Annotated in this window: 15 protein-coding genes; 4 read left to right on the top strand and 11 right to left on the bottom strand. The window is 53.0% G+C overall.

Going from position 1 to position 18627, the window contains the following annotated elements; translation table 11 throughout:
• Positions 1-213: 213 nt before the first annotated feature.
• From WJU22_RS09405 to trpS, 10 genes are all read right to left on the bottom strand, one after another.
• Positions 214-1488, bottom strand: coding sequence for an aspartate kinase (locus tag WJU22_RS09405; protein WP_341842985.1), 1275 nt, complete (start codon positions 1486-1488; stop codon positions 214-216).
• A 68-nt stretch (positions 1489-1556) separates the two neighbouring features.
• Positions 1557-2633 carry an Ldh family oxidoreductase gene (locus WJU22_RS09400; protein ID WP_341842984.1) on the bottom strand — a complete coding sequence of 359 codons (1077 nt, stop codon included), beginning with the start codon at positions 2631-2633 and terminating at the stop codon, positions 1557-1559.
• 13 nt (positions 2634-2646) lie between these two features.
• Positions 2647-2958: a DUF3467 domain-containing protein gene (locus WJU22_RS09395; protein WP_341842983.1), complete on the bottom strand. Its 312-nt coding sequence runs from the start codon at positions 2956-2958 to the stop codon at positions 2647-2649.
• A gap of 86 nt (positions 2959-3044) precedes the next feature.
• Complete coding sequence (locus WJU22_RS09390; protein ID WP_341842982.1) at positions 3045-3911, bottom strand: BT_3044 domain-containing protein; 867 nt, start codon at positions 3909-3911, stop codon at positions 3045-3047.
• 26 nt (positions 3912-3937) lie between these two features.
• Positions 3938-5425 carry a SusD/RagB family nutrient-binding outer membrane lipoprotein gene (locus tag WJU22_RS09385; RefSeq protein WP_341842981.1) on the bottom strand — a complete coding sequence of 496 codons (1488 nt, stop codon included), beginning with the start codon at positions 5423-5425 and terminating at the stop codon, positions 3938-3940.
• 12 nt (positions 5426-5437) lie between these two features.
• Positions 5438-8644: a SusC/RagA family TonB-linked outer membrane protein gene (locus tag WJU22_RS09380; RefSeq protein WP_341842980.1), complete on the bottom strand. Its 3207-nt coding sequence runs from the start codon at positions 8642-8644 to the stop codon at positions 5438-5440.
• A 429-nt stretch (positions 8645-9073) separates the two neighbouring features.
• The gene (locus tag WJU22_RS09375; RefSeq protein WP_341842979.1) at positions 9074-11074 is read right to left on the bottom strand and encodes a helix-hairpin-helix domain-containing protein; all 2001 of its coding nucleotides are present in this window, start codon (positions 11072-11074) and stop codon (positions 9074-9076) included.
• 1155 nt (positions 11075-12229) lie between these two features.
• Positions 12230-12871 (bottom strand): hypothetical protein, encoded by a 642-nt coding sequence (locus WJU22_RS09370; protein ID WP_341842978.1) that lies wholly within the window; start codon positions 12869-12871, stop codon positions 12230-12232.
• Between the two features lie 186 nt (positions 12872-13057).
• Positions 13058-13690, bottom strand: a complete 633-nt coding sequence (locus WJU22_RS09365) for a deoxynucleoside kinase (protein ID WP_341842977.1) — start codon at positions 13688-13690, stop codon at positions 13058-13060.
• A gap of 33 nt (positions 13691-13723) precedes the next feature.
• On the bottom strand, positions 13724-14728 hold the full coding sequence (gene trpS, locus WJU22_RS09360; protein WP_341842976.1) for a tryptophan--tRNA ligase: 1005 nt from the start codon (positions 14726-14728) through the stop codon (positions 13724-13726).
• Between the two features lie 148 nt (positions 14729-14876).
• Between trpS and gatC the strand changes: the two genes are divergently transcribed.
• From gatC to tyrS, 4 genes are all read left to right on the top strand, one after another.
• On the top strand, positions 14877-15167 hold the full coding sequence (gene gatC, locus WJU22_RS09355; protein ID WP_341842975.1) for an Asp-tRNA(Asn)/Glu-tRNA(Gln) amidotransferase subunit GatC: 291 nt from the start codon (positions 14877-14879) through the stop codon (positions 15165-15167).
• Between the two features lies 1 nt (position 15168).
• Positions 15169-15879, top strand: coding sequence for an ABC transporter ATP-binding protein (locus WJU22_RS09350; RefSeq protein ID WP_341842974.1), 711 nt, complete (start codon positions 15169-15171; stop codon positions 15877-15879).
• Between the two features lie 86 nt (positions 15880-15965).
• Positions 15966-16526, top strand: coding sequence for a cob(I)yrinic acid a,c-diamide adenosyltransferase (locus WJU22_RS09345; protein ID WP_341842973.1), 561 nt, complete (start codon positions 15966-15968; stop codon positions 16524-16526).
• 59 nt (positions 16527-16585) lie between these two features.
• The gene (gene tyrS / locus WJU22_RS09340; RefSeq protein ID WP_341842972.1) at positions 16586-17866 is read left to right on the top strand and encodes a tyrosine--tRNA ligase; all 1281 of its coding nucleotides are present in this window, start codon (positions 16586-16588) and stop codon (positions 17864-17866) included.
• Between the two features lie 65 nt (positions 17867-17931).
• Here tyrS and WJU22_RS09335 read toward each other — a convergent pair whose 3' ends face one another.
• Positions 17932-18606 (bottom strand): hypothetical protein, encoded by a 675-nt coding sequence (locus WJU22_RS09335; RefSeq protein ID WP_341842971.1) that lies wholly within the window; start codon positions 18604-18606, stop codon positions 17932-17934.
• Positions 18607-18627 lie beyond the last annotated feature (21 nt).

Here is an 18627-nt window from a genome sequence, read left to right as displayed (position 1 = left end):
ATAACATTTCATGGCTTTCGATGTCGGGCTGTGAATAAAAAAGCATTCCACCGGACAAATTAAAATCCGCCGGGCGTCAACTCAAATGCGGGCACTGCGCTACCGGATCGCACGAAACATACCATTTAACCTGTCTCCTTCCGCCTCTCATCCAAATAAAAAAGGCTGAAGCAACATCTGCTTCAGCCTGTATTGTCGATCAACATCCGTCCACTATTCCAGCCCGAACAGGCCTTTGTTCAGCAGCTGGAGTGTTTTCTCCTTGTGCTGACCGCCTACGAGGATGGAAATGTTATGCCTGCTGCCGCCGTAAGAAATCATGCGGAGGGGCACTTCATTGAGGGAGTCGAACAGTTTTTTGAGGATGGACGGTGTAGCCGCCACTTCGTTGCCCACGATGGAAACGATGGCCTGGTGATGGTCCAGCTCAACGGTACCGAAGGGTTGCAGTTCCTTGAGGATCTGGTCGAGGTGACGCTGATCGTCGATCGTAATGGAAACGGCCACTTCGGAAGTGGTGATCATATCGATCGGGGTGCGGTATTTCTCGAAGATCTCGAAGATTTTGCGGAGGAAGCCGTAAGCGAGGAGCATGCGGCTGGATTTGATTTTGATGGCAATGATGCCGTCTTTCGCCGCGATGGCTTTCACACCGTTGCCGTTGGGCATTTCGGTGATGATGGTGCCTTTCGCTTCGGGCTGCATGGTGTTCAGCAGTTTCACGGGAATGTTGAAATGCTGTGCAGGCCAGATAGATGCGGGATGGAGAATTTTTGCGCCGAAGTAGGCCAGCTCTGCCGCTTCATCGAACGACAGTTGCTCGATGGGGAAGGTTTTCTTCACAACACGGGGATCGTTGTTGTGCATCCCGTCGATATCCGTCCAGATTTGTACTTCCTTCGCCTGGATGGCAGCGCCGATGAGGGAAGCGGAATAATCGCTGCCGCCGCGTTTCAGGTTGTCCACTTCTCCGCGCGCGTTGCGGCAGATATAGCCTTGCGTGATGAAAGTGGTTTCGCCTTTATGCTGTTCGAGGAGCTGGTTGAGTTTTACTTTGATGCGCGGAATTTCGGGTTCTTCGAACTCGTCGATGCTCATGAACTCGAGTGCCGGCAGCAATACGGATTTCACGCCCGCTTCCGCCAGGTAGGCGCCGAACAGTTTGGTAGACAGCAGTTCGCCCTGGGCGAGGATGTCTTTGTTCAGCGCTTCGTTGAAGGAAATGCGGAGGATGATATTGAGAAACTCGAAATGTTCGTCTACGATGGCTTTGGCGGCGTCCCGTCCGGCATCGGTCTTCACCAGTTCCAGGCAGAAGGAACGATAGTGGCTTTCCAGTTTGTCGATCAGCTGTTTCGCTTCGGCCTTTTTTCCTTCGGCGAGCGAATTACCGATTTCGACAAGCGCATTGGTAGTTCCGGAGAGAGCGGACAGTACCACGATTTTGGCATCAGCGTCTGCTGTGATCAACTGCGCCACGGAATGCATACGTTCCGGTTTGCCAACCGAGGTTCCGCCAAATTTTAAGACTTTCATTTGTTTGTGATAAATATTACTTAAAAATTGATTTTAAATTTCGATGCTACTTCGCCGAGGTCTTTGACGACGGGGGCGAGAATTGGGATGCCGGCTTCGAGCCGGAGGGCCTGCATTTCGCGTTCGGGATCGCCGGGGATGAGGACTTTTTCCTCGCCGGGAACGGTTTGCGCGCTTCGGAAGCGGTTGATCCAGGTGTCCATGTGCGCCTTGAATTCGTCTGCCGGGCGGAAAGCGTCGGTGCGCATGGCGCCGAAGAAATGCCCGAGCCCTTTGCCCACGGGGTCCGGGGGAAGCGGGAGGAAACTGACGAACGGAGGTGCCCAAGGCCCGTAATTGGCGCCGGAAAGCACGGCCGAAAATATATCAACGATCGCGCCCAGGCAATAGCCTTTATGGCTTCCGTGTTCGCGGTCGCCACCCAGGGGCAGCAGGGCGCCACCGCTTTTGAGCTCGTTCGGGTTGGTGCTGGGATTGCCGTTTTTGTCCTGCACCCAGCCTTCGGGGGCTTCCTGTTCCTTGCGCTGGAGGATCTCCAGCTTACCGTTCGCCGCCGTGGTGGTGGCGAAATCGGCTACAAAAGGCGGCTGCTCTCCCGCGGGGATCGCCACGGCGATCGGATTGGTGCCCAACATCCGTTCGGTAGCGAAGGTAGGAGCTACCAACGGGCTGGCGTTCGTCATCGCCATTCCGATCATATCCTGTTCCAGCGCCATCATGGCATGGTAACCGGCTATCCCGAAGTGGTTGGAATGCCGTACGCTCACCCATCCCGTGCCCGCGATCTTCGCTTTGTCGATCGCTACCTGCATGGCAAAGGGCGCTACCACCAGCCCGAGACCACCATCACCGTCCACTACCGCCGTAGAAGGCGTTTCATGAACGATCCGGATATCGGGCGTAGGGTTGATGCGGCCCGCTTCCCAAAGGCGAACGTACCCGCTTAAACGCGCAACCCCATGAGAATCAATCCCTCTAAGGTCGGCCGACAATAAAACGGTGGCTGCGAGATCGGCATGTCCGGCAGAACAGCCCATTTTCAGGAAAACATCACGGGTGAAATCCCGCAATTGCCCGTACGAAAAAATTTGCTCCATTCTCGTGATTCGGTTATGCCTGGGCGGTGGGGCCGCCGAAGTTCATCGGTAAGGAAACCGGCTCCTGGTCCTGGATCGTACCATGGGCGGATTCATATTTCTTTACATTGTCTGCCAGTGCTTTCATGAGGCGCTTGGCGTGCTGTGGCGTCAAAATGATCCTTGACTTCACCCGGGCTTTCGGCAAACCGGGCATCACGTTGATAAAATCCACTACAAACTCTGACGGAGAATGCGTGATGATCGCCAGGTTGGCATACGTTCCGTCTGCTACTTCCTCGCTCAGTTCAATGTTCAGCTGTTGCTGCTCGTCTTGATTTTCCATTATTATGTGGATTAGAAAGCACAAAAATAAAAAACAGCCTCCGCATTTGGAGGCTGTTTTTAAAATAGAACTAACAAAGCAAAGACTTATTTGCGGGTGATCGTTTCCCGGACGATGCGGGGAGCCGCCGTATTATAGGCATAATTCAGCGTAAAAGCCTTAGTGGCAGGGTCATACTTATTGACTCCATAGTTCATATCCACGTTGGGCGTAGCCCCGGCGGGTACGATGGTAACGGAATTATCCGCGTTGATCGTCAATATCATTTGGTAACCGCTCGTTCCCAGGTCGCCGAGGTTGCAAATGACCGAATTCGGGCCTGCCGTTACGAGGTCTTTATCCTCATCGATCGCCCGGGGACCGTTCACCGGGTGATAGAAAGTGCCGCTGGCAGCGTACTTCCCGTCCCACTGGTTTTTGATGATCACCTGCACCAGCGCGGTGTTCGGGCCTTTGGAAACCACGCCGTTCACGGCTTCCGTCAGCACGAAAGGCATCGCGTACGACTTGGTGAGATCCAACAGACTGGTATTTAAATTTATCTTGATATACTGCGCAATTTCCCCGGGCCCGAAACGCACTTCATAGAACCCGTTCACCAGTTTCACGGAAGCGTCGAGGCTCCAGGCGTTGGCGGGAAGGGGTTCGAAATCCTTTTCACGGCTATTATTGATTTTGGTGATCAGACTGGCGTCTGGCTTGATCTTCACGATCGTTTCCCCGTTAAAAACACCTTCATTGTGCGGAGAACGGTTAATTTCCAGGATGTTGACCGATTGGGAAGTGGCTTTGTAATCCACCCCAAAAACCATCAGGGTATCTTGCGAACCCGGCAGGCGGACGAGCGTCTGGCCCGCGCCTCCCAGTCCATCGCTTTCTTTCTGGCATCCCGCCGCGAGCAGCACTGCGCCGCTGCAGAGCAGTATATTTCTGAAAAGCTGTATAGTGAACATGCTAATACTTTTATATATTAAATAAGTTATTGTTTATCCCACCAAACGCGGCCATCGTGCGTATCTCCGCCCTGCATCCGCGACACGGCTTCGCCGTAGTTCGCCTTGTTCAGGGTGATTTCGTTGGTGGGGTAGCCATACCGGCGGGGGATTTGTTTGCTCACGTTCACCGCATGCGCCGTAGGCTTGATGAAGGGCCAGCCCATCCTGCGCCATTCCGCCCAACCCTGCCAGGAATTGGGATAGAGCGCAATCCACTTCTGGGTACCGATCTTCCGCAGCACTTCCCCACCGGCAAATGAAACTTTTGCATCGGCGATGTAGCCGTCGTAAGCGGTTTGATCGAAAACACCCCATTGCTCCCACGACGCTTTGATGGCATCGTTGTACAACTGCTGCGCATTTTCGGCCGTCCAGCCGAGTTGTGCGGCTTCCGCGCGCGACAGCAGGATTTGCGCTGCGGTGATGATATAGTCAGGTGCTTTTTCGTCGGTTATGTCCGGCCCGATCTTGGACGCGTCGGGGTTGTTGGCAGACCAGGTGATGAGCAGCTCGCGGGTAAGGCCGTAGGGCACACCTTTTACCACACCACTGTGCGGCTCGCCGTACACGGACACGCGGGGATCACCGTATTTTTTCAGGGTATCGGCCAGGGTGGCGCTGATGGCGTAGTCGGTACGGCCGTCGTACATCTGGTACCAGGGGTTTTTATAAGAACCTCCGGGCCAGGGCATGAACGCATTCTCACTGTTCTGGTCGATGAGGCCGGCCGGACTGGCGAGCGCCTCGGCGAAAGCGGTTTTCCCGAGATTGCCGATCTCACCGTCGCGCTTGGAAAGGCGCAATGCCAGGATCATGCGGAAGGAATTAGCGAAGCGCTTCCATTTCACGGGATCGCCTTCGAAGAGAATATCGCCCTTCACGGCGGCACCGCCGTCAAACTGACCGATCGCTTCCTTCAGTTCCTTCAACAGATCGGTATAAATATCTTTCTGCGTATCGTATTTGGGCGTTACCATTCCGGCGAGCGCCTCCTTGTAAGGCACATCGCCCCACATATCGGTCAGTTGCGCGAAATAATATGCCTTGAGGATGCGGGCCACTGCCAGCTGGTTTGCATTGGAACCGCCGGAAGTAACCGTAGGCTGGTTTTTCTTCGTTTCGTCGGTATTGTATTCGATGATCTTGTGCAGATCTTCCAGCGGACCGGCGAAGTACTGCGACCATCCCCTTGCCGTCACGGAATACTGAGATTCGTCCGGGTACTGGGTTTGGGAAGTATATTGCACGTACATGGCGCCTTCGTTGAGGAAACGCACGTCGAACGCATAGTTTACCGTCATGGAATTGCCGCTGCCGAGATACACTTCCGCGCCCGTCAGCAATGCAGACGTTACGGGCGATGCGCTTGCGTTGGGCGATTCGTTCAAATCACCGAAATCCTTGCAGCTTTCCGCAGAAAACAACACCGAAAGCAGCAGGCAGATGGATATTTTATTGAAATGTCTTTTCATGATCTGATTTTTTTAGAAACCAAGTTTCAGGTTAACACCGAAAGACCGTACCCCGGGCATTTGTCCGTTTTCACCGAAACGGCCCGACAGCTCGGAGGGATCGAATCCTTTTTCGTCAGCATAAATCAGCCACACGTTCCTGGCAACCAGTGAAATGTTGGCCTGCGTGAATACTTTGGGCGCCCATTTCTTCACCGGCAGATTGTAGCCGAGGCTCACTTCGCGCAGTTTTAAGAACGATGCGTCGAAAATGGACATATCCGCGATGTTGCTGTTGGTACGGAACTGGTGCCAATATGTCTGTGCTTCCACGTATTTCTTCACGGCTTTGCCGTCTGCGTCCACCCCTTCCACCATTACACCGCCACCATCGGCAACGGGATCGCGGACAGGAATACCTTTATCATTGAGGACGGCGGTTTTGGCATACAATCCGGAGAATGATCCCCAGAAATCAGACAGGGAAAAATATTTTCCGCCTTTCTGGAAATCGAGCGCTGCGGTCAGCGTGATGTCTTTGTAGGTGAACTGGTTAAACCATCCTCCCATAAAATCCGGAAGCACCGAACCGAAGTAGAGGTTTTGTTCCATGGCAAAAGTACCATCTGCATTCAGAACGGGTTGGCCGTTGATGCGTTTGATCCCGTTCCCGCGCAGCTGGCCCCAGTCTTCCCCTTCCGCATGCACCACGGTGGCCACGCCGAAAGAAACCGCCGCACCGCCACGGTCCGTATTGGGCAGGGTATAGGTTTTCACATCGTCGGTAAGTCTTTTCACGACAGATTTGCTCTTTGCGAAGTTGATCGTGGTTTCCCAGTTAAAATCCAGCGTTTTTACCGGCGTTGCGTCCAGTTGCAGCTCGATGCCGTTACGGACCAGGCTACCCGCGTTGATCACTTTGGAAAGGAAGCCGCTGGCGTTAGACACGTTTACGGTGAGTATTTCGTTGCGCTTGTCTTCGCGATAGTACGTGAAACTCACGCCCAGCCTGTTTTGCAGGAATTTCAAATCCGTCCCCAATTCCATCGAAGAAGAAAGTGAGGGCATGATGCCGTCGTTAGGCAGGGTGTTACGGGTGAACATCGGCGAGTTCTTGCCGAACTGCGTCGGCTCCAGCGAATAGATGAGCTCGAGTTGATACGGATCGAGGTCGGAACCGATTTGGGCCCATCCCGCGCGGAGTTTACCGAACGACAGGAAGGGAATCGATTTTTTCAGGTATTCGCTGAACATGATGCTGGCGCCAACGGAAGGGTACCAGTAGGAATTATTGTTTTTGGGAAGCGCGGAACTGATGTCGTTGCGGATAGACGCGTCGAGGAAGTAAATGTCTTTCCAGCCGAGCGTGGTCCTGGCATAGGCGCTGCGAACGGTTTTATTGAAACGGTCGTTGGAATAGGTGATCGGGTCTTTCGAATTCGACAGCGTAAACAGGTCGGGCACGGTCAAACCGTTGACGGTGGATGCGCTGATGAACGACGAGCTGTTTTTCCGGATGTTGCCGCCGAGGTTGAAATCGACGCTCAGCGCGCGGTCGAAGAACTGGTTGTTGTAGGATGCGAGCCCTTCATAGTTATCTTCGCGCACCCAATCCTGGCGGGTAAAATACCCTTGTTTCACGCCGGTTTGCGTGGCGCTGCTTTCGAGGATGTAGGGTGTTTTTTCTTCGCGGTTGACGTTCAGTTCGTTTCTCCTGAAAAATGCGGCGACCTTGAAATGATCGTTCAGTTTGTAGGTGAGGTTGATATCGCCGAAAACGCGATTGCGTTGCGAGAAGTTATCGATCGCATCGAAGTAGGAGAAGAAGTTGTACCAGAAGTTGGCGCCGTAGAATTTGAGCGGATTGGCGCCGCTGTAGCTGTCAGGGTTGTTGTGGTTCCAGCTGCCGAGGGCGCCCTGTGGGGATTTCAGGCCACGAAGTTCCTTGAGTTTGCCGAGGTCGAGATCGCGGTGGAACCATTGGTTGAACGAACCGGACGAGTTGTTGGAATAGCCGTCGTTGAATTCACCTTTCAGGTTTTCGGTAACGTAATACACGTTGGCACCTACGGTGAAGTGGCGGCCCATGTCGAAGTTGGCCTGGGTGGAGAAGGAGTTTTTATCGAGGCTGGAGTTGGGGATCACGCCGGTCCGTTGCAGGTTGGTGAAAGACACGCGGACGTTGTACCCTTCTCCTGCTTTCATGAAGTTGACGTTATTGTTGTATGAAATGCCGGTGCGGTAGAAGTCGCGCACATTATCGGGTTGCGCAACGAGTTTTGCGGTTTTTCCGAAGTTGGCGCCCGGGTACCAGGCGTACCAGGGGATGTATTCCTGGCCTACCATGCGGGGGCCCCAGCTGGCGTCGTCGGAATAGTCGTGATAGAATTTCCCGTCCATCGTTTTCCAATCGTCGGGCATGCCGGCTTGCCATTTGAAGCGCATGAGGTTGCTGACGCCGCCGCCGGCGTATTCGTTTTGATAGTCGGGGAGGATGTAAACTTTGTCGAAGGTGGTGGTTTGGTTGAGTTGGAGCCCGATGCCTGGGTTGAGGCGGCCCTTTTTGGAGGTGACCACTACCACGCCGGCGTCTGCGCGTTGGCCGTAGAGCGCGGTGGCGTTGGGGCCTTTGAGGACGGAGATGTTCTCAACGTCGTCCATGTTGATATCGTCTGGACTGACGGGCGTTCCATCGAGGACGAAGAGCGGGTTTTTATCTGAGAGGGAGCCTGCGCCGCGGAGGCGGACAACGGCGCCCTGGCCGATTTTGGCGCCTGACTGTCCCTGGATCTGGACGCCCGCTACTTTACCGGCGAGCGTGGAGCTGATGTTGGTTTCCCGGGTTTGGGTGAGCCTGGCGGCATCCACTTGCTGAACGGCGTAGGGGACGGATTTCTGGGAGCGTTTGATGTTGAGGGCGGTTACCACTACTTCATCGAGGTTGGTGTTGTCGGTTTGAAGTACGACATCCAGGGTGGTGCTGGTGCCGGCGGGGATTTCCCGGTTGAGGTATCCCAGGCTCCGGACGATGAGGACCGTGTTGCTGCCGGGGATATTGAGCTGGAAGTTGCCGGCCTGGTCGGTGGTGGTGCCTGTGGTGGTGCCTTTTATCTGGATGGTGGCGAAGGGGATGGGAGCTCCATCGTCTCCTCTGACCTTCCCTGTAATCTGGCGCTGTTGAGCATAAGCCAGACTACTGCTCACCACGGCAGTGGCGAGAAAAAGTAGAGCCTTTTTCATAGATGATTTAGATTTTGGTTGACACCCGCAAAATAGGTAGTTTTTTGAATCCGCAAAAATTTTAAGTTAAAACTTTGTTAAGGCTTATTAACGGTTCACTGCAGCGGATATGCGGCGAGCACTAGATAAGTTGTTGACTTTCAAAATCTCCGCCAACTTTTCATGATGCCCTCAAATTTGTTTGAAAAAGAGCAAAGTTTTTTGGGGATTGGGCATAAAAAAGCCGGTTTCCGAAGAAACCGGCGGATTGATGATCAGTTGGTGTCAATCAAAATCTAAATCATCAAAGAGGTAAAGGCTTTACTTGCTCAAAAAGCGATGTAAGATACTATGTAAAACTGCAATCGCATAGTGTTTTGGACGAAAGTCTGGAATTATAACGCGGGAAAGATGATTTCGTTTAACCAAATACCGGGAAACGGCTGGGAATCATTCGTGCCGCCCCCATTCGTACTGTACCTGCAGCTGCACAGTGCTCCTCCCCTCTATCAGCGCACCTTTCCGCCATTCTGAAAGGGTCTGGACGGGTGCCCTGCTCCGTGAGAATTGCCAACTGCACCATGCGCTCCAACGATCGCCGAAGTTGCGTTGCGCCTGACATCGCAAATACCAGCCAATTCCGCTGAAACGCGCAACCGTCCCATCTCCCGGAAACCCCAGCCCAGACAAGTACATGCCCAATCCCGCGCCGCCGTCGTACCAGGCATGACTGCAACTCCCCTTCCATTTCCCCGACCGCCAGTTCCATTGCTGCATGGCGATCCAGGTACCGGATGGCGCCAGCAGCTGGCATTGCGCCCTTGCCCGCCAGGTCAAGACCGGCGATAACGGAAATTCACAACGCATCTGCACCTGGTGCCCACGTTGCTGCATGAGGACCTTTTCCATGGCGCCCTCCAGCTGCACATCCTGCATTTTTTCCGTATAACGATAGGTGGCCTGCACCATAGCGTGCCGCGATGGATTCCACTGCAGGGAAATCAGGGCATCCGTCCCTTTGGAGGGAGCACTTACCCGGTAGCGCAACCACGGAAAACCAAACACATCCACATACCCCGCGGCCACTAATGCGGGATGTACCCGCCATTGCAGGGCGCCATAGCAGCCTTGTTCGTTCCCCGCTAAACCTGTAGTTCCGAACGGCGCACCGTACATACCTACGAACCCCGGAGCTCCGGTGCGCCAGACCATACCCGCATCCGCCGCGGATGATAATGCTGCCAGCCAGCCTTGCGTCATGGCCCAATGCCCCGTGCTACCCCGCGCCGCTTCACCGAAAAAATGGACATTCCTCCAGTTAAATGCATGATCGACACTGGCTTCGAGCAAGCGATCTCCCTGGAATCGGAACAGCCGGTACCCATCATCGCCCCTTTGCAGCGGAACGGAGAAATGTTGGCCCTGTGCATTGAACGCCACATGTCCCGCCCGCCAGCGCCGCTTCCAGCTTGCGCCGACTGTAAATTGTCTGATTTCCCCCCGGGCCTCCAGTTCCGATATGCTTCGATGGTACCCTGCGGAAAGGATCGAACCGAAAGTTTCAGTGGTATCCGCTTCCGAAGGTTTCACTCTTCCGTCGAGGGCGCGGGCGGATAACCAGGAGGTGATTTCAGATTTGCGCAAAACCAATGTTGACGCAACGCCTCGGTAGAAGTAAAACTCCCCCGCGCCTGCATACGGTCGCAAAGTCTCTCCTTCCCTTTTGAAGTATAGGACGGAGGAACCTTTGCCAGGCGCCATTCCATGCCATTGTATGAGCCCTTGCCCGAAATTGATGGTATAATCTCCCAACACCAGCGTTTTCAAAAGTCCGGGGCGCCTTACCACCCAATGAAACCCAACGTGGTCCGGCAGTGGGACTGCGCTTTTCCGCAACCAGGACTCGCCTGCATCCTTCTCCAGCACGAGGCCCCAGCCCATGTGTCGGCCCATTGAATAACGGTACCGCAAGGTCAGTTTATCGGGGCCGCCGATATACGCCGGCGGTTTTTCGGCGGTAGGGAACAGCGATCTGCCGGGCCCGTCCCAGGTTCTGGCATAACGTAATTGCAGGGAGTGTTTGCCTTCGGTCCAGTAGTTACGGAAGGGAATCTGCTCAATAAAAGCGTTTCCTGCGGAGACGTAAGGTAGTAATCGCCGGATGGTCGGCATGTCGAACCCTTTTATCGCCTGCAATTCATATATCGCGATAAGGGGGCCGAGTGTTTTCCGGTGTTCCAATAGCTGGGAGACTTGCTCCGGCAGCAAAATCCCCAACTCCTGGAGCTCCTCTGCCGTGGCTGTGTTCAGGTTCAGCGGTCGGCGGAGATAGCGTTGCAGCAATGTCCATTGCTCATCGTTCTCCCGCATTTCTTCAGGAGCCGATCCGGCTTGTTGTTCCTGCCACTCTTCGACGTTCTGAGGCTCCTCCTGGCAGGCATATCCTTGCATTACACAGCAAAACATGCAGTACACGAACGTCCATAACACAACAGTTCGCGTGCCCCATCTGGAAAATCCAAATCGGAAACAAATATTCTTCAAACCCATGATTCATTATTCTGAGGTCAACAATCTGATTTCAGGCTATCAGACTTGCATATTCATGCATTGCGCTGCGAAACATACTGTACGCAAAGAACGTTCTATCGCGCAATAGTCCGCGTGCCCCATCTGGATACTCCAAATCGGAAATATTTACTATTCAAACCCATGATTCATTATTCCGAGGTTAACAATCTGATTTCAAACTACCGGGCTTGTATATCCATGCATTGCGCCACGAATCATACTGTACGCGAAGTGTGTCCATCGCACAATAGCCATCGTGCCCCACCTGGATACCCCATATCGGGAAACAATCTTATTCAAACCCATGATTCATTATTCCGAGGTTAACAATCTGATTTCAGTCTACCTGGATTGCATACCCACGCATTGTGTTGCAAAACATACTGTAGGAAAAGAATGGCCATCGCGCAATAATCCGTGCGCCCGATCCGGATACTTCATATCGGAAACAATTTTATTCAAACCCATGATTCATTTTTCCGAGGTTAACAATCTGATTTCAGACTACCAGGCTTGCATACCCATGCATTGCAACGCAAAACATACAGTACATGAAGAATGTCCATCGCGTATTTGTTCACGTGCTTCTTCTGGACACTCCAAATCGGAAACACTTATTATTCTAACCCATGATTCATTATTCAGAGGTTAACAATCTGATTTCAAACTACCAGGCTTGTAAATCCATGCATTGCGCTGCAAAACATACTGTACGCGATGAATGTCCATCGCGCAATTGTCCGCGTGCCCCATCTGGACACTCCAAATCGGAAACAAATTTTATTCAAACCCATAATTCACCATTCCGAGGTTAACAATCCGCTTCCAAACAAAGAGGAACATCCTTGCCTCACGTTACAAAACTTGCAGTACGCGATAAAGATCCCTCGCAAAACAGCCCCCCAGTTCCATCTGGATGATCCAATTAGAAACCATGAGCTACCGAAATACATGACTCATTACATTACGGTCAACAACCAGCTTGCAGTTAATTTAATAAGCATAGCACTCATCGCACATCTCAACCTCAGCACGTCAATCCTTACCATTCCACCCGATCAAAATCCCAGGCGAAACCCCCAGATAAGGATGCCACCGCCCCACTACTCCCATCCTCCACCAACCGGCCGTCCAACCCACGCCCACATAGGGAAACAATGGCCCTGCAGCATAGCCACCCACGATCAGCAACCTTTCCACCGGCCTGTAAAGCACCTGCGCCCGCCCGGACACTACCTGCCCCGCGGCTTTACCGGCAGCCAATTCTATTTCGACCGGCCCCGCCGCCCCGAAAGCCACCGAAACACCTCCGTACTCCGCTCCGGAAGCCCCCATCTTGCACTGCATCCCAATCCGGCATCGCTGCCCCGTTTCCCACACCGTCCCCAATTCCGCAGCAGCATCCCCCGCGCTCAAACCAAACCCCGCCGCGGCCATCACCGACTTCCCCAAACGCAACCCATACATCAGGCTGGCCTGCGTTTCCGCATACGGCCGTATGCCAGCATGCAGCACCTTCACGCCCGCCACGCCCCCTCCCGCAGGAAAAGCCACAGCCAACGCATGAACGTTCCATCCTTCGATCATGAATCTTTTCTCGGAATACACACCCGCCGAAACACGCCGCAACGCCGCCAGCCGCCCCGGCTCGTTCCAAGTGTCAAAAACCTCCAGCAAAGGAGGGATAGGAAATAATTGCAGTAACACCCATTGCAGGGCCAAAGAACAAACAATGATCATAAAAAAATGGGTTCATCAAACAATATCCCAAAACTAACGGCGCGCTGCATTCGCACCAAAAAAAATATCTCCGAAAAACGGAGATTACCGTTTGACGGAGATAGATTTTATCACTTCAAAAACTTAGAAAAGCCCGTACAGCTCTGAATCTACGCGCGAAATAATTTCACCGAGATCTTCCTCGTTTTCCGGGAACTTATTTTTGTCGACGTCGATGATAAGCAACGGACCATCCTTATATTTCTCGATCCAACTGTTGTAATATTCGTTGAGGCGTTTCAGATAGTCGAGCCGGATATTTTCCTCATACTCACGGCCGCGCTTCTGGATCTGCGCCACCAGTGTAGGTACGGATGCCTGCAAATAAATCAATAAATCCGGCGGTTTTACCATCGATTTCAACGTCTCGAAGAAATTAAAATAGTTATCGAAATCGCGCTTCGTCATCAAGCCCATCTCGTACAGATTCGGCGCAAAAATGTGCGCATCTTCATAGATGGTGCGATCCTGGATCACGGTATCCTTACCATGCTGGATATCAACCAGTTGCTTGAGGCGACTGTGCAGAAAATATACCTGCAGGTTGAACGACCAGCGCGGCATATCGTCATAAAAATCAGTCAGATATGGATTATGCTCTACGTCCTCGAACTGCGGCACCCATTTGTAATGCTTCGACAGCATTTCCGTGAGGGTGGTTTTTCCGGCGCCGATATTACCGGCTACCGCAATATGCTTGATTTTATTCTTTGCCATGCATTGGGGGTATGATTCAAATAGAAAAATAGATCAATAGAAATTGAGGCCCATGAGCTTGCGCGCCTCGGCCAGCGTGGCGGCGGCGGACTCGCGGGATTTCTCGGCCCCCTGGCGCATGATGCGGTGCAGGTAGGCATGGTCTTGCTGGATCGCTTCGGCCTTCTCGCGGATCGGGCGGATGAAGTTCACCATATCCTCGCCCAGCTGCTTTTTCATATCGCCGTAGCGGATGCTGCAACCGTTGAAGGCGTCTTCGAAGAACTGCACGGTGTCGGGCGTAGAAACCAATTTCATCAGCGTGAAGAGGTTTTCGATATAATCGGGCTTGGCGGAATTGGGCTCCTGGGGGCCGCTGTCCGTCTTTGCCTTCTTTATTTTGGCGCGAATGGAATCATCGCTGTCGTTGAGGTACAGCGTGGAATTCTCGTTCTCGCTTTTGCTCATTTTACCGTTGCCGTCGAGGCTCATGATACGCACGAGATCGTCGCCGTAGTTGAACGGGTACGGCTCGGGGAAGAGTTCTCCATAGCGCTCGTTGAAGCGCTGCGCAAAGTTGCGGCTCATTTCGAGGTGCTGCTCCTGATCTTTGCCTACGGGTACTTTCACCGCACGGTGAATGAGGATATCGGCAGACATGAGGACGGGGTAGGTCAGCAGCCCGGCGTTCACGTTATTGGGATTCTGACGTACTTTATCTTTGAACGTAGGCACTCTTTCCAGTTCCCCTTTATACGCCATCATATTGAGCAGCAGGTAAAGTTCCGCGATCTCCGGAATATCGCTCTGTACGTACAAGGTAACTTTATCGGGATCGAGGCCGGAAGCGATGTTCTCGGCCAGCACCCGGTACACGTTGCCGCGCAGGCTGGTAGGGTCAGGATGCGTGGTGAGGGCATGCCAGTCGGCCACGAAAAAATAACAGTTGAATTCTTCCTGCATCCGGATGTAATTACGGATGGCACCAAAATAGTTTCCGAGGTGCAAAATGCCTGTAGAGCGGATGCCGCTCACTACGATTTCTTTTTCCTTAGCCATATCGGGCCGCAAAATAAGAAATTTTAACAAGGCTTTTGGGAAAGGATACATCCACATCCCGCCCAATAATCCCTATTTTTGTACGACCGATCACATTTATCGGTTATATGAATACATTTTATTAGCTTTAAATCGTTAATTTAAACACATGGAAGTGAATGACGCCCTGATCCGGCAGCTGGCTACGCTGGCAAGACTGGAAATCGGCCAGGAAGAAGGGGAAACCATCCGGCAGGACCTCCAGCGGATGATCACCTTTGTGGAGAAACTGAACGAACTGGACACGACAGATGTGAAACCACTGCTGCACATGACCCGCGACGCCAACGTTTTCCGCGAAGACGCTGTGCTCCCGGCCATTACCCGGGAAGAAGGGCTTCGCAACGCACCCGTCCACACAGACGAATATTTCAGCGTTCCCAAAGTAATCAAGAAATAATATGACCCAATCCGTTATCCACCTGGAAGGCATCCGGAAAAGCTATTTCATCGGCAAAAACGAGCTGCCTGTCCTCAAAGGCGTGAGCCTGGACATTGGCCGCAACGAATACGTAGCCCTCATGGGGCCCTCCGGCTCCGGCAAATCCACCCTGATGAACATCCTCGGCGCGCTGGACACACCCACCGCCGGCAGTTATATCCTCAGCGGGCACGATGTGAGCAGGATGGAGGATAACGAACTGGCCCGCATCCGCAACCAGGAGATCGGGTTCGTATTCCAGCAGTTCAACCTCATGCCCCGCCTCACCGCACTCGAAAACGTGGCCGTTCCCCTCATCTACGCCGGCATCAGCAAGCGGGAACGGGAAGACAAAGCCCGCGCCATGCTTGAAAAGGTTGGTCTTGGCGAAAGATACAAACACAAGCCCAACGAGCTTTCCGGCGGCCAATGCCAACGCGTGGCCATCGCCCGGGCACTGGTGAACGACCCCTCGCTCATCCTGGCCGACGAGCCCACCGGTAACCTGGATACCAAAACATCCATCGAAATCATGGACATTTTTGGGAAAATCCACGCCGGCGGCAACACCGTAGTGCTGGTTACGCACGAGGAAGACATCGCCGAACACGCCCGCCGCATCATCCGCCTGCGCGACGGCCTCGTGGAATCCGACAAAATGAACCCCGTAAGGGAAGCGGTAGCCAGATAAACCGGCTTTTCTTCAAGATATCGAAAGCGGCCCCGGTCAACCACCGGGGCCGCTTTTTTCAGTACATTCGCCCAAAACCCTGCATTATGGCTTTCAGAATATATACCAAAACGGGCGACAAAGGCAAGACTTCCCTCATCGGGGGCACCAAAGTCTCCAAAGGGCACCTCCGCATCGAAACTTACGGCACCGTAGACGAACTGAACTCCTGGATCGGCCTCGTCAACGATCATATGACCGACCCCGACGTGCGCGCCATGCTCCGCGAATCGCAGGACCGCCTATTCACCATCGGCGCCTCCCTGGCCACCGACCCGGAGAAGGAATCCAAAATGAAACGGCCCGATCTCCACGAAGAAGACGTTAAAATGCTGGAAGACGCGATGGACAAAATGGACGCGACCTTACCGGAAATGAAACATTTCATCCTGCCCGGCGGCCACGTAGCCGTATCGCATTGCCATATCGCCCGGTGCGTTTGCCGGCGGGCGGAACGGCTGTGCGTGGCGCTGATGGACGAAGGACAACCGGTTGAGCCGCTCGTGCTGCAATATATCAACCGGCTGAGCGATTACCTGTTCATGCTGGCGCGGTATGTGGGGCATCAGTTACAGGTGGAAGAACTCCCCTGGCGGCCCCGGATGTGATAAAAAGGGCGATTATTCGTCGATATAAACGTAACTTTGCAAAAATTTTTCACCATTTCATGAATCTAATATCGGAATTGCGCTGGCGCGGTATGATACAGGATATCAAGCCAGGCACGGAAGAACAGCTGGAAAAGGAAATGACGACCGCCTACGTGGGATTTGACCCGACGGCGGACTCGCTGCATGTGGGCAACCTCGTTCCCATCATGCTGCTCAAACACCTGCAGCGCGCCGGCCACAAGCCGCTCGCACTCGTAGGCGGCGCCACCGGCATGGTGGGCGACCCTTCCTTCAAAGCAGAAGAACGCAAAATGCTCGACCTGGACACGTTGCAGCACAACCTGAGCAGCATCAAAGCCCAGCTGGAGAAATACCTGGACTTCGACCCGTCGAAATCCAATTATGCGGAAATGGTGAACAACTACGACTGGTTCAAAGACATTTCGTTCCTCAGCTTCATCCGCGACGTAGGCAAGCACATCACCGTCAATTACATGATGGCGAAAGATTCCGTGAAGAAACGCCTCGAAGGCGACAGCGGCATGTCGTTCACGGAGTTTTCTTACCAGATGATCCAGGGGTACGACTTCTACCATTTATACAAGACGAAGAACTGCAAAATGCAGATGGGCGGCTCCGACCAGTGGGGCAATATCGTTACCGGAACGGAGCTCGTTCGCCGTATGGGCGGCGGCGAGGGATATGCCTTCACCTGTCCGCTGATCAAGAAGAAAGACGGTACCAAATTCGGCAAGTCCGAAAGCGGGAATATCTGGCTCGATGCGGCAAAGACCAGTCCGTACGAATTCTACCAGTTCTGGCTGCGTTCCGACGATGACGATGCGGAAAATTACATCAGGATCTTCACCTTCCTTGAAGAAGCTACGATCAACGACCTGATCGCCGAACACCGCCAGGACGCGAGCAAACGCGTGCTGCAGAAGAAACTCGCGCAGGAAGTGACGAGCTTCATACACGGCGAAGAAGAATACCTCAACGCTGTTAAAACCACTGATAAGCTCTTCAACACTTCCATCGATTCGTTACGTGAGCTTTCTGAAGAAGAACTGATGCAGGTGTTTACGGGCGTAGTAAAGTTTGAAATGCCCGCCGCCGTGTTGGAAGCAGGAAAAGACGTGGTTACTTTCCTCGCAGAAGCGGGCGTGTTCCCCAGCAAAGGCGAAGCGCGCAAAACGATCCAGGGCGGAGGCGTGAGCATGAACGGCTCAAAGCTGACCGCAATCGACCTGAAGATCGACGGATCGTCGCTGCTGAACGCCAATAGCATTCTTTTCCAAAAGGGGAAGAAGAATTATTACCTGGTGAAGATCATTTAGTTTTTTTCTCGATAAGTGAGGTTCGTTATTGACCCCGGAGGCTTTAGGGCTCCGGGGTTTTATTTTTAATTCCATCGAATCAAAGCCGGAGACTCCTCCACTTCGAACCCTTCTATCTCATCCATCTCTCCTTCCCGGGGAAGGAAATATCCCAGGATACATTCCGGGTTGCGGATACAAATCTGAATGTGCGTATTCCGATAAATACCAGAGCCTTCGAATACAGGATGGCCTTCGGTGAACAACCCTCTGACGGAATCGAACGGCGGAAGCTCGGAAGTATCCGCAATGCCGGCCTGACGAGAATTTAAATACTGCATTCGCTCATGCATCCACTCAATTATCGCGCAATCCAACTTCCGGCAAACACGATCTTTGGGAATGGACCCAGCAGGTGCGAAATTAACAGGCATCCTCATATTCTTCGACTGGTACCGTCGTTGCATTTGCATACAGTAGGTTTGATACAAGTCCAAATAATACTTATCAGAAAAATCGCAACAATTCTTCAAATCCAATACGGCTCCAATAACGGCTGGCGTATCGATCAGCCCTTGCCTGCTTTTTTCTTTGGCCCATTCCCGCGCCCTTTCCAGGTTATTCTCCCAGAAATACATACCATGACCCAGCCATTCAAATTCACCTCTACTAATGCGAATTTTCTGCTTGACATGTAAAAGCTGCGATGCCAACCTTGCATCGCAGCCATGATAACCAAAAACCACGTTTCGAAAACCCATTGAATTTCATTGTAAGGTTAA

Origin of the sequence: Chitinophaga caseinilytica (genome assembly GCF_038396765.1) — a bacterium.
Classification (GTDB): domain Bacteria; phylum Bacteroidota; class Bacteroidia; order Chitinophagales; family Chitinophagaceae; genus Chitinophaga; species Chitinophaga caseinilytica.
Note: the sequence above shows the minus strand (reverse complement) of the source record. Positions and strands in the feature narration are given on the sequence as shown.

Excerpts from the sequence above, each read along its gene's own strand:
- WJU22_RS09385 (WP_341842981.1), bottom strand. The coding sequence starts at position 5,425 with ATGAAAAGACATTTCAATAAAATATCCATCTGCCTGCTGCTTTCGGTG.
- tyrS (WP_341842972.1), top strand. The coding sequence starts at position 16,586 with ATGAATCTAATATCGGAATTGCGCTGGCGCGGTATGATACAGGATATC.
- WJU22_RS09345 (WP_341842973.1), top strand. The coding sequence starts at position 15,966 with ATGGCTTTCAGAATATATACCAAAACGGGCGACAAAGGCAAGACTTCC.
- WJU22_RS09405 (WP_341842985.1), bottom strand. The coding sequence starts at position 1,488 with ATGCATTCCGTGGCGCAGTTGATCACAGCAGACGCTGATGCCAAAATC.
- WJU22_RS09400 (WP_341842984.1), bottom strand. The coding sequence starts at position 2,633 with ATGGAGCAAATTTTTTCGTACGGGCAATTGCGGGATTTCACCCGTGAT.
- WJU22_RS09380 (WP_341842980.1), bottom strand. The coding sequence starts at position 8,644 with ATGAAAAAGGCTCTACTTTTTCTCGCCACTGCCGTGGTGAGCAGTAGT.
- WJU22_RS09365 (WP_341842977.1), bottom strand. The coding sequence starts at position 13,690 with ATGGCAAAGAATAAAATCAAGCATATTGCGGTAGCCGGTAATATCGGC.
- WJU22_RS09335 (WP_341842971.1), bottom strand. The coding sequence starts at position 18,606 with ATGGGTTTTCGAAACGTGGTTTTTGGTTATCATGGCTGCGATGCAAGG.
- gatC (WP_341842975.1), top strand. The coding sequence starts at position 14,877 with ATGGAAGTGAATGACGCCCTGATCCGGCAGCTGGCTACGCTGGCAAGA.
- trpS (WP_341842976.1), bottom strand. The coding sequence starts at position 14,728 with ATGGCTAAGGAAAAAGAAATCGTAGTGAGCGGCATCCGCTCTACAGGC.
- WJU22_RS09375 (WP_341842979.1), bottom strand. The coding sequence starts at position 11,074 with ATGCAAGGATATGCCTGCCAGGAGGAGCCTCAGAACGTCGAAGAGTGG.
- WJU22_RS09350 (WP_341842974.1), top strand. The coding sequence starts at position 15,169 with ATGACCCAATCCGTTATCCACCTGGAAGGCATCCGGAAAAGCTATTTC.
- WJU22_RS09390 (WP_341842982.1), bottom strand. The coding sequence starts at position 3,911 with ATGTTCACTATACAGCTTTTCAGAAATATACTGCTCTGCAGCGGCGCA.
- WJU22_RS09395 (WP_341842983.1), bottom strand. The coding sequence starts at position 2,958 with ATGGAAAATCAAGACGAGCAGCAACAGCTGAACATTGAACTGAGCGAG.